This window comes from Pedobacter sp. AC379 (assembly GCF_979258145.1).
On the sequence record NZ_OZ409839.1, the window covers coordinates 5,679,383 to 5,693,226 of the forward strand.

1 protein-coding gene is annotated in these 13,844 nt (G+C 42.8%); it reads right to left on the bottom strand.

Annotated elements, in window-relative coordinates:
• Positions 1-10: 10 nt before the first annotated feature.
• Positions 11-13,474 carry an Ig-like domain-containing protein gene (locus ACZZZW_RS24440; protein WP_463497366.1) on the bottom strand — a complete coding sequence of 4,488 codons (13,464 nt, stop codon included), beginning with the start codon at positions 13,472-13,474 and terminating at the stop codon, positions 11-13.
• Positions 13,475-13,844 lie beyond the last annotated feature (370 nt).

Below are 13,844 nucleotides of genomic sequence, written 5' to 3' on the forward strand. Positions count from 1 at the left end.
AATCCTCTTCTTATCTAATCAGCGTTACTGTACCTTTTCTTAATGATGTTGTACCGTTGGTGAATGTAATATCAACCATATACACATACACCCCGATTGGTTGATTTACACCTTTGAAAGTTCCATCCCATCCATTTGCTACATTATCTGATTGGAATATCAACTGACCCCATTGTGTGTAAATACTCATTTTAGCTCCTGCTATGGTATTACCATAAATTAGGAAGGTGTCATTTTTACCATCGTTGTTTGGCGTAAATGCATTTGGTATGTACACCTGATCTCCGAATGGATTAGCTGCTTTACCGGTTACACTACCATTTGCACTGGTTTGACATTCAATCTGTCCTCTGGCTCTTACCAGGATGCTTACACTCTGATCTGGTTTTAAGCCAGTAACCAGGTAAGTTGTTCCGGTTGATCCATTTGTTGGATTGATCCAGGTTAAACCATTATCCAACGATACTTCGTAAGCCGTAGCACCTGCAACCGCAGCCCATGCAAACGTGATGCTATTTGCTGTTGTGCTTTGTACTACTACCGCTGGTTTATCCAATACCGGAAGTATGGTTACCGTAACCGCTGTTCTTGTTGGACTAGCACAACCGCCTACAGCAATTGCCTCTACATAGTAGATTGTGGTAGCGGTTAAGTTTGGTGTGGTAAAGGTTATACCTTCTGCAAGTACAGGGCCGTTAGAGCTTGCAGCATACCATCTGTAAATTAAGCCGGCAACCGGATTGTTTACAGTTAATATGGTTGAGCTACCCGAGCAAAGTGTTCCGTTTGCCGCTGTTACCGATGCTGGTGCAACTGGTACTGGCAAAGCAATTACATTTACCGCTGTTCTTGATGATGAGATACATGTTCCGTTTGCACCTTCTACGTAATAAGTGGTGTTTGCAGTAACTGCCGGAGTAGTAAAGTTTACACCTGTTCCGGCCAATGTTCCACCTGCCGCAGCTGTATACCAGTTATAAGTAACACCTGGCTGAGGATTTGTAACCGTTAATATAGCAGGGCTTCCTGAACATACACTCACCGATGTTGAAGCTACTGTTGGTACAGTTGGTTTAGCATTAACTGTTACCGTTACTTTAACACGGCCTCCGTTGTTGTTGCAACCACCTGTTCCGATTGCTAAAATGTAATAATCGGTTGTTGCAGCCAATGCAGTAACATTATAGGTTGTACCGGTGAATAATAAATTACCACCAACTGCTGCATTGTACCATTCGTAAGTAACACCAGGCTGTGCGTTGCTTACGGTTAATGTAGCTCCGTCGCCGGCACATATACCGCCGTTTGGTACGGTAACCACAGGGTTATTTGGTATCGCATTTACCGTTATGGCTACTACCCTTGCTGTAGCTGCAGTGTTTTCACATTTGTTATCGCCCTTAACAGTTACATAATATGTTGTGCTTGCAGTTAATACTGGCGTAGTAAATACCGGACCGGTAAACACCACTGTATTTAATGCTGCATCGCTATACCAGGTAAATATCGGATTGGTTACCGTTGTGCTTGTTGCTGCCAATGTTGCTGCTGAGCTTGCACATACTGAAGTTGATCCGTTTACGGCTATATCTGTTGCCACAGCAATTGGATTAACAGTAATGGTTACTGTTTTAGCGTTAGCTGCGGTGTTTTCACATTTGTTGCTTCCTTTAACCGTTACATAATAAGTTGTTGTAGTGGTTAATACCGGTGTGGTAAATATTGGGCCGGTAAAGGCTACACTTGTTAATGAAGCATCGTTGTACCATGTAAATACAGGATTGGTTACTGTTGTAGAACTGGCATTGATTACTGCTGTTCCTGAACCACATACCCTTGCTGGCGTAGATAAAGTAATATCTGCCGCTGTTGCACCTGCATTAACATTTACGGTAACCACTTTTGCATTTGCAGCAGAACTTTCACATCTGTTATCACCTTTTATTGTGAGGTAATATTTAGTAGTTGCAGTTAGTGCTGGCGTATTAAAGGTTGCACCTGTAAACACTGGTGTAGTTAAAGCAGCATCACTGTACCAGGTAAATATTGGGTTGGTTACTGTTGTAGTGCTGGCTACTAAGCTGGCCGACGATCCTGCACAGATGGTTGCATCTGCCGCAGTAACATCAGTTGCTGAAGCTACCGGGTTAACCACAACGTTAACAGATTTAGCTGTTGCTGCACTGTTTTCGCATTTGTTATCACCTTTAACTGTAACATAATAAGTAGTATTAGCTGTTAATGTTGGTGTTGTAAATACTGCGCCTACAAAAGCCACATCAGTTAAAGTTGCATTGGTATACCAGGTAAATACCGGGTTGGTAACTGTTGTGCTACTTGCCGTTAATACCGCGGCAGAACCTCCGCATATGTTTGTTGATCCATTTACCACAACATCACTTGCAACTGCTATAGGATTAACTTTAATGGTAACTGCTGCTGCATTTGCTGCGGTGTTTTCACATCTGTTGGTTCCTTTTACGGTTACATAGTAAGTGGTTGTAGTGGTTAATACCGGCGTGGTAAATATTGGGCCGGTAAAGGCTACACTTGTTAATGAAGCATCATTATACCAGGTAAATACTGGGTTTGTTACTGTTGTAGAGCTTGCATTAATTACAGCCGTACCCGATCCGCACACTAAAGTTGGTGCAGATAAAGTAATGTCTGCAAGGGTTGCTCCCTGGTTTACATTTACAGTTACCACTTTTGCAGTAGTACCAGAATTTTCACATTTGTTATCACCTTTAACTGTAACATAGTATTTGGTTGTTGCAGTTAATACCGGGGTAACAAATGATGTACCCACATAAGCTACCGAAGTTAAAGCAGCATCATTATACCAGGTAAAGGTAGGGTTGGTTACAGTTGTAGTACTGGCTACCAAAGTAGTTCCAGATCCTGCGCAAATTGTTGCATCAGTAGCTGTAATATCCGAAGCAGTTGCAACAGGATTTACCGTGATGGTAATTACCCTTGCAGTACCCGGTGCATTTTCACATTTATTATCACCTTTTACAGTTACGTAGTAAGTGGTTGTGCTGTTTAATGCAGGTGTAGTATAAGTTGCACCGATAAAACTTACATTGGTTAAGGCTGCATCACTGTACCAGGTAAATACCGGGTTGGTTACAGTTGGCGATGTTGCACTTAATACTGCCGATGATCCCGCGCAAGCCGATGTGCTTCCGCTCAAGATAATATCAGTAGTAGTAGCCAGTGGATTAACAGTTACCGTTACCACTTTAGCATCTGCCGCACTGTTTTCACATTTGTTGGCACCTTTAACCGTTACATAATATGTAGTTGTGGCTGTTAATCCGGTTACGGTAAACGTTGGACCTGTAAATACCACGCTGGTTAACGATGCATCGCTGTACCAGGTAAATACCGGTTGTGTTACCGTTGTGCTCGAAGCCATTAACATTGTGGTAGAGCCTGCACAGATTTTAGCATCGCTTACTGCAATATCCGCAGCAGTGGCAAAATCTTTAACCGTTACAGTTACAACCTCAGCGTTTGCGGCTAAGTTTTCACATTTATTATCACCTCTAACTGTTACATAATAAGTGGTGGTTGCGTTAAGTGCAGGTGTTGTAAAACTAGCCCCAACATATGCTACGGTAGTTAAAGCAGCATTGCTATACCAGGTAAATACAGGGTTAATTACTGTTGTTGTTGAAGCAGACAGTGCAGCTGTAGAACCTTTACAGATTGAGGTAATTCCGGTAATGGCAATATCTGCATCTGTTGCTGCCGGATTAACCGTTATGGTTATCGGTTTGGCAGTTGCCGCAGTATTTTCACATTTGTTATCGCCTTTAACCGTTACATAATAAGTAGTGGTGGCACTAAGTGCCGGGGTAATAAAGTTTGCGCCTGTAAATGCTACTGTTGTTAAGGCAGCATCACTATACCAGGTAAATATTGGGTTGGTTACCGTTGTGCTTGTGGCATTTAAAGTAACTGAAGAACCACCGCAAGTGGTGCTTGTTCCGGCTACGTTGATATCAGTTGGGCCTGCAACAGGATTTACCATAATGGTAACTTCTTTGGCATTGCCTGGCGTATTTGCACATTTATTGGTTCCGCTAACGGTAACATAATATTTGGTGGTTACATTAATTGCTGGCGTATTAAATACTGCACCAACAAAGGCAACCTGTGTTAAGGCCGCATCAGTATACCAGGTAAATACCGGGCTTGTTACTGTTGTGCTTGTTGCAGTAAGAACTGCTGTACCAGAAGCACATAAAGATGTTGTTCCGGTTACAGTTAAATCGGTAGCTAATGCTGAAGGATTAACCGTGATTGAAACCACCGCACGAGTTGGGTTGGTACAACCTGCGCCACTCACTGCTTCTATATAATAGTTGTATGTGCCCGCCGCAAGGTTTGCCGGTGTGGTAAAATTGCTGTTATTGGTTACCAGCATATTGCCACCCACAGCTGCATCGTACCAGTTGTAAGTAATACCTGCAACTGCCTGCACACTTAAAGTAGCTGAAGTACCAATACAGGTTGTAGCCGGATTGGTAGTTGATGGAATAGGTGTTACCGCCGGAGGTAAAACAGTTACCAACACTTTAGTACCTAAAGTTTCGCAACCATTGGCTGTTGCAGTTACCGAATAGGTATACGTTCCGGCAGTTAAAGCTGGATCGGTTGTAAAAGTTACACCGTCTTTTCCTGCCTGGTAAGTTGTACCTAAGTACCATTTGTATGTTACTCCTGCCTGCGGATTCTGAACACTTAAGGTTGCAGATGATCCTTGACAAGCACTCGCCGTAGCGGCTGTAACGGTTGGCGTAGTGATTACCCTTTGAGCATAATCTAAATTAACAGAGGTTAAAGCACCAAGCAAGCCTGAACTTAATCTAAGTTCTACCCCGTCGAATCTACTGGTTGGTACGAAAGTTAATATGGCTGATGTTCCGCCTGATAATAATTTTAAATTGATTAATGGGTTCGATACAGCAACCGCATCGTTATTGCTGGTTGTACCCTGGAAAGTGGTTACCGTTAAGTTTGGCAATACAGCTACCGAAAGTAATGTACCCGGAGTGGTAATTTTCACCCTTAAAGTATCACCCACATTTGATAAACCAGTAAAACCAACCTGGTGGTAAACCGACGAACCTAATAAGCCTACCGGGATAACCAGGCTAGATCCTGTATTGATATCGTTATCAACCGCAAATGTTGGGTTAAATACACCTGCCAATACGCCTAAACCAGTTACACCACTTGCAACAGTAGTTGTAGCCGCACCACAAGGTGTAACTACCGGGTTGCCGTTAGGTATTACTGTAACGGTTACAGTTGCCCTGCTTGTTGCAGTACAACCGCCAGGCACAGTGGCTTCTACATAATAGGTGGTGGTAGTGATTAACTGTGGCGTTACATAAGTTTCACCTGTAAATACAGGCACCGTTCCGTTTGCTGTGGTGTACCAGTTAATAGTAGCACCTGCAGTACTCGAAGTTGCTTTTAATACTGCAACAGCACCTTCACTAATGGTAATTGATGGTGGTGTAATTACCGGAACATCAATAGTACCCAATATAATTTTACCTTCTGTTCTTGTTGATGATGTACCACAGCCATTTACCGCTGCTACAAAATAACTTGTATTTGCCGTAATTAAAGGCGTTGTAAAGTTATCGCCGGTAAACAATACTGTTGTAGAGGTTGCACTATCGTACCAGTTGTAAGTAGTACCTGCAATTGGATTTTTAACCTGGAAAGTAACCGATGTATTAGGGCAGGTATTAACCGATGCCGAAAGCAGATCTGGGGTTACCGGAGCTGGGTTAGTAGTTACGTTTACAACAGTTTTATAACTCACACAACCAGTAGCAGAAACTGCTGCAACGTAGAATTTAGTGTCGCCAGTTAAAACCGGGGTAGTAAATATAATACCGTCTTTACCGCTTAAGTATGTGCCTGTAGCATCGTACCATCTGTAAGTTAAACTTGCCGATGGGTTACTCACTTCAAGCTGTGCAGTTTGGCCAACACAAGCAGTAACATTTGCAGAAGTTACCGTTGGTGCAACCAAAATACGTTGTGCGTAATTTAAATTGATTGACGTTAAAGCACCCAATACCCCTGAATTTAACCTTACTTCTACCCCATCAAAAACACTGGTTGGTACAAAAGTGATTAAAGCCTGAGTATTACCGCTTAACAGCTGAATATTTAATAAGTTATCGTTTAATAAACGCGAATCACCGTTGCTGTTGGTGCCAACATAAGTGGTTATCGCAGCATTTCCCAATAGAGAAAGTGACAATAGTTTTCCTGGTGATGATACTAAAACACGTACCGTATCGCCAACTTTAGATAGTGAACCAAAACCCACTCTCTGGTAAACAGATGCGCCAAGTGCGCCAATAGGCATTACCAGTGAAGAAGCTGTTTGCGTATCGTTATCAATCGCTAAAGCCGGGTTAAACACACCCGATAATAAAGCTACTCCTGTAACACCACCAACTTGTGTGGTTGCAGCCTCACATGGTACCGGGTTTGGAGATCCGTTACCATCAACCGTAATGGTTACCTGAACACGGCTTGCTGAAGTACAACCATTGGTAGAAACTGATTCTACATAATAAGTGGTAGTAGCCAATAGTGGAGGAGTAACATAAGTTGCACCTACATAAACCGGAGTGGTAGAAGTATTAGAAGTATACCAATTGAAAGTATTTGTTGGATCTGCTGAACTCGCCGTTAAAATGGCAGTTTGACCTGGACTTACCGTCGATGAACTTGCAGTTACCACTGGTAAAACCGGACGAGGATTTACTGATACTGCGGCAGCAGCACGTGCAGCACTTGTACAGTTTCCTTGTGATGCCTCTACATAATAAGTAGTAGCAGCCGTTAATGCCGGTGTTGGGAAAATCGCACCGGTGAATATCAAGTTTCCACCTGTTGCAGCATCGTACCATTTATACGTTACCGCAGCATCTGGATTAGCAACCGATAAAGTTGCAGATGATCCCTCGCAAACATTGGCAATTGTTGCCAATACCGGTGTTGGTAATGCCGGTGTAACGGTTACCGTAACCGGAACTCTTGTTACGTTCGGGCAACCGCCTTTGCTAACCTGTATATAATAAGTGGTAGTAGCTGTTAAAGCTGGTGTAGTAAATGTTTCGCCTGTGGCCAATTGTGTACCACCAGTTGCAGCATCGTACCAAGCCAAAGTTGTACCGCCGTTTGCTGTCGCAGTTAAAGTTGCAGTACTGCCAGCGCAAATGGTTTGTGCGCCTGCTGTTACTGTTGGGTTTGGATAAATTACGGTAGCACCATAAACATCTAAACTGGTTAAAGCAGTTACCAATGCCCCAAAGCTAACCTGTACCCTATCATAGGCACCACCTGCCAATATTGTTGCAGCGAAACGGTTGCCCGATAAAAGTTGAAGATTTAATAAGCCACCGTTTAACTGTACGGTTTTAACCACTGTAGTGCCGTTTAATACGGTAACGGTTACATTGTTCAACAAACCAACATCGGCCAATCCGGTTGGCAATGCCAAATCTAAACGTAAACTATCTGTAGCTGTACCAGCAGCAGGGAAAATTAGTTGTTGGTATCCTGAAGAACCAACACCTACAGAAAGTGATATTCTGGTAAAGTTGGCAGGATCTGCATCTGTAGAATTTCCTGCACCGGTAATGCCACATAATAGACAGATTCCGGTTATACCAGAGTTTTGAGCATTAGCTGCGTTACAAGCTGTACCGCCACCGTTGTTTAAAACAGTTACAGTTACCGGAACACGGCTTGCGCTTTTACATCCGCTTGCAGTTGTTGTTTCTACATAATAAGTTGTGGTGGCAGCTAATGTTGGCGTAGTAAATGAAGTACCTGTGCCAACCTGCGTTCCGCCGGTAGCAGCATCGTACCATTGAATGGTGTTGCCTGCATCAGCCGTAGCCAACAAGGTGGTAGATTGGCCAGCATTAATTACCTGGCTATTGGTAGTTACCGTTGCCAAAGTTGCCGAAGGGTTAACAGAAACGTTAACCGCTGTTCTAGAACTTACTGCAGTGCCAGATACTGCCTCTACATAAAACACAGTAGGAGCAGTTACTACTGGTGTTACAAAAACGCCAGTATTATTGGTAACCAATGGCGTACTGCCTGTAGCAGCATACCAGTTATAAGTTACGCCAGCCTGTAAATTGCTAACGCTTAACGTAGCAGAACTACCTGCACAAACGGTTGCCGCAGCAACTACCGGAGCATTAACGGTTACCGTTATGCTATAAGCTGTTGTTGCTTTGTTTCCATTTGCATCAGTTGCAGTTAAAGAGATGGTAAAGGTTCCGCCTAAAGTTGGAGTTCCTGTAATTTCTCTTGTTGCAGTATTAAAACTTAATCCTGGAGGAAGGTTTGTTGCTAAATAAGTATATGGTGCTGTGCCACCTGTTACCGCTGGTAAAGTTTGAGTTGGGTAAGGTGTACCCACAATACCATTTGGCAAACTTGCACCAGGTAACGATAATACGCCGATTACTTTTAACGCATAGGTGTTACTTGCGGTTCTGCCTTCACTATCTGTAGCCGTTACGCCTATAGCATAATTACCCGCCTGTGTAGGTGTTCCCGAAACTTCTCTTGTTGCCGGGTTAAAAGTTAAACCTGCCGGAAGGTTAGTGGCCGCATAAGTATAAGGACCAACACCACCAGTTGCAGATGGTAAGGTTTGGGTAGCATAAACAGTACCTTCTGTACCATCAGGCAAGGTTGCCGCAGGTAACAATAAAGGATCAACCACTACAATTGTATAGTTGTTGGTTGCAGTTTTTCCATCAGCATCGGTAACCGTTACCGGTACAGTGAAAGTACCAGCTTGTGTTGGCGTGCCTGAAATTGCTCTTGTTGCAGGATCAAAAGTTAATCCCGGAGGAAGACCAGTTGCAGCATAAGTATAAGGGGTAGATCCACCGGTTGCAGATGGAATAGTTTGTGTAGGATAAACTGTTCCTGTGGTTCCGTTGGCTAAAGTTGCTGCTGGTAAAACCAAAGGATCGGTTACTTTTATTGTGTAGTTAGCCGTAATGGTATTGCCATTGGCATCTGTTACGGTAACCGGAATAGTATATGTTCCAATTTGAGTTGGGGTTCCTGTAATTTCTCTTGTTGCAGGGTTAAAAGTTAATCCCGGAGGAAGGGAAGTAGCTGTATAAGTATACGGACCAGTTCCGCCAGTTGCAGCTGGAATTCCGTTTGTAGTATAAGCTGTACCTGTTACACCGTTAGGCAATGCTCCCGGAGCCAGAGCCAATGCTGGTGTTACAGTTAAAGTAAATGTTGAAGTTGTACTGCATCCTTTTGTATCAGTTGCAACAACATCAAATGTTGGATTACCTGTTGCAGTTGGTGTTCCGCTCACCAAACCTGCTGTTGATAAAGTTAAACCTGCGGGTAAAGTACTGCCCGAAGCCAGTGTGTAGGTATAACCAGGTGTACCACCAGTTGCTACCGGAAGTTGTTTACTGTATGGAGAAGCAATTGTTGCATTGGTTAAAGTTGTACCCGCAAATACAATTGCAGGGTTAACGCTAATAACCACCGGAACTCTTGTTGTATTTGAACAGGTACCTTTGCTTACCTGCACATAATAAGTTGTGGTTACTGTTAATGCCGGAGTAGTGAAGTTAGCACCTGTTCCTACCTGATTTCCACCTGTTGGCGCATCAAACCAGGCCAAAGTTGTACCTCCGTTTGCAGTTGCGCTTAATGTTGCAGTGCTGCCTGAACAAATAGATTGTGAACCTGCGATAAATGTTGGGTTTGGATAAACCACAGTAGCACCATAAATATCTAAGCTGGTTAAGGCAGAAACCAATGCACCAAAACTCACTTGTACCCTATCGTAAGCACCACCTGCTAAAACAGTTGCTGCAAAGCGGTTTCCGGATAAAAGTTGAAGACTTAATAAGCCACCGTTTAATTGTACGGTTTTAACAACTGTAGTACCGTTTAATACGGTAACAGTTACATTGTTTAATAAACCAACATCAGCTAAACCGGTTGGTAAGGCCAAATCTAAGCGGATGCTATCAGTAGCAACCCCTGTAGATGGGAAAATTAATTGTTGGTAACCAGTTGCCGTAGCACCTACAGCAAGAGAAATTCTTGTAAAGTTGTTTGCATTCGCATCGGTTGAGTTACCCGCACCGTTTACTGCGCATAATAAACAAATACCATTAATACCGGTACTCTGTCCATTTGCAGCATTACAAGCCGTTGCACCACCACCGTTAATTACGGTTACAGTTACCGGAACGCGACTTGCGCTTATACATCCATTGGCACTTGTAGTTTCAATATAATATATTTTGGTTGCAGTTAATGCTGGTGTAGTGAACGAAGTTCCAGATCCTACTTGTGTTCCGCCAGTTGGCGCATCAAACCAGGCAATGGTATTTCCTGCGTCAGCAGTCGCTGTTAATGTTGTAGTTTGGCCAGAGTTGATTACCTGGTTATTTGTAGTAACCGTTGCTAAAGTTGCAGGCGGATTAACAGAAACTGTAACAGATGTTCTTGTGCTGATTGCTGTTCCAGAAACAGCCTCAACATAAAATACCGTTGCCGAACTTATTGCAGGTGTTACAAAAGTACCGTTATTGCCTGTTACCAGTGGTGTACTTCCTGTAGAGGCATACCAGTTATAGGTTACACCAGCTTGCAGGTTGCTTACCGTTAAAGTAGCAGTGCTGCCGGTACAAACTGTTGCAGAAGCCACAACCGGAGCATTAACCGTTACCGTTATTGCATAAGTTGTAGTTGCTTTATTGTTATTGGCATCTGTAGCAGTTACAGCAACATTATAAGTACCACCCTGAGTTGGCGTCCCTGTAATTTCTCTTGTGGTTGGGTTAAATGATAAGCCCGGAGGAAGGTTTGTAGCGGCATAAGTATATGGAGCCGTGCCACCTGTTACCGCAGGTAAAGTTTGTGGCAAATAAGAAGTACCAACAATTCCGTTAGGTAAAGTTCTGGTTGGTAAGGTTAAGGTACCATTTACTTTAATTGGATAAGTGTTATTAGCAGTTTTACCCTGGCTATCGGTAACCGTAACACCAATGGTATAATTACCTGCCTGGGTTGGCGTACCGGTAACCTCTCTTGTAGTCGGGTTAAATGATAATCCCGCGGGCAAACCTGTAGCAGCATAAGTATAAGGACCAACGCCACCAGTTGCACTTGGTAAAGTTTGCGTAGCATAAACCGTTCCTTCAGTTCCATCAGGCAAAGTTGCTGCAGGCAACAACAATGGGTTGTTTACATTAATGGTATAATTGGTGGTAACTGTTTTTCCATCAGCATCTGTTACGGTAACCGGCACGGTATAAGTACCCGCTGTAGTTGGCGTACCCGTAATGGCTTTGGTAGATGGATTAAAGGTTAAGCCCGGAGGCAAACCAGTTGCCGAATAAGTATAAGGCGTGGTGCCACCAGTTGCACTTGGAATAATCTGTGTAGTATAAACTGTTCCGGTAGTACCATCAGCCAATGTTGCTGGAGGTAACAATAAAGGATCAGTAATTTTTACAGTATAATTTGAAGTAATGGTATTGCCATTTGCATCAACAACAGTAACCGGAATGGTATAGTTACCAGGTTGAGTTGGCGTTCCGGTAATTTCTCTTGTTGTTGGATTAAAAGTTAAACCCGGAGGAACGCCTGTTGCAGTATAAACATACGGTCCGGTTCCACCGGTTGCAGCAGGAATGGTTTGTGTTGGGTAAACCGTTCCTGTAATACCGTTAGGTAATGCACCTGGTGTAAGCACCAATGCAGCAGTAACCGTTAAACTATAGGTTGCGGTAGCTTTACAGCCTTTGGCATCAGTTGCTACAACCGAAAAAGTATAAGCATTAGCTACAGTTGGTGTGCCGGTAATTGCACCTGTAGCAGATAAAGTTAAGCCTGCTGGTAAAGTACTTCCCGCAGCTAAAGCATAAGTATAACCTGCAGTACCCCCAGTTGCAGCATCCAATTGTTTAGCATAAGCAAAGCCAGGTGTAGCATTGATTAAGGTAGCACCATTAAAAATAATTTGCGGGTTTACGGCAATCACCACAGATACCCTAGTTGATTCTGTTGTACAGCCTGACTTTCGGGCTGCAACATAATAAGTTTTGTTGGCGGTTAATGCCGGCGTAGTAAAAGTTCCATTGTAGGCTACTGTTTGTAATGCCGTTCCACCTTCTATTACATCATACCAGATTAATTCATTGGCACTAGCTGTGGTAGCTGTTAAAGGCACTGTTGTATTGTAACATGCTGCTATTGCATTACTTGCAGGCGCAGTAAAAGTTGGTCGTGGTGCCGAACGTGTTACGCCATAAACATTAATGGTTTGTGTAGCATTTAAAGTTAAAACCGAACCTAGTGTAACTTTAACCCGATCGTATACCACGGCTGCCCCCGGTGAGAAAGGAACAGTTACCGGCTGCCCGCTGTTAAGTAAACCAAGTAAATCTAAATTTAATAAAGAAGCAGCTGTAGTGGTATACACCTGGGTATCGCCGCTATATGCCGTTACCGAAATGTTTTGCAAAACTCCTGCGGTTAGCAATGCAGGCGTAGAACTGAATCTCAGGTTAATATCATCACCAGCATTTGAAGGAGTTGTAAAATAAAAATTTTGGCTGATGGATGAAGTCACGCCAAGTACACCTAAACTTAATGTAGAAAAATTGTTTGGATCTGTATCAATTGCCCGTTCACTATTGGTTACGCCCGAACTTCCAAGTTGTAAAGCATCCAGTGTTATTCCTGTTCCCTCAAAGCCTGTTGCAAATGCCTGTGCACAAGGATCGGTGCCAGATACATAAAATGCATTATACACTCTGGTACTATTACTAACACCAAGTAAAACAGCATTCGTAACGTCTTTAATATACACACGGTCATAAGCCTGTGCCGGCCTTATTGCTACATAAAAGAAACCGTTGGCATCTTTAACAATTTTAATGTTATCAGTAGAAAAAGCTGCTGTACTGCTACCTGTTAATACTGTAGAAGCACCATTTCTGGCACCTACCTCAAACGAGTGGTTCCCCAATACTACTGTACCGCCTACGTTAGCAAGTAATCCTCCTAAGCTACCTCCCAGTAACCTGTTCAGTATATCTCCGTCAAAATCTATTCTGATATAAGAAGTAACTCCTGCCAAAAGTGGAGTTGGATATTTCAATTCAAGCTCTCCACTATACCCGCCAATACCAACAGCAATTCCGCCGTAAGAATTTACAGTAGCAAAAGTGTTATCGTTCAGTGTGGCATTGCTTGCATTATCGACTCTGCTTTGTGCAGATACGTTATTTGCAAAAACTTTATTTTGCGCATACGATTTCGAGTAAAAGAGCGTTAAAAGAATGATGATTGCAACGAAAGTATTGCAGATAATCCCTATTCGGGACGAGAAAGTATGAGTTTTCATCATGTCAGGCGTTATTTAGAAGACTTACTATGTGGGAATGCTACTGTTTGGTAAATGTTTTTTTCAAGTGCATTATATAATTATGACAAATCTAAATCTAGAATAGCATCCTATCTTATCCATTGCTATTCATTTTTATGCATTTCATTCTATTCATTTTATTCATACAGGCCGATCTTAGTGAATAGATTTCCTCAATTGTGAAATTATGATGACATTAGCGGTAGTCATCCCATCTGTTAATTCATGAATGCTAACGATCTCCTTATCGAACTCAGGAAATTTGTCCTTATAAAATCTGGTTTGAGAAATATCGACCCGGCTCATTGTAAGATTATTTCTGAATACGTATTTCAAGAAACCAAAAACTATG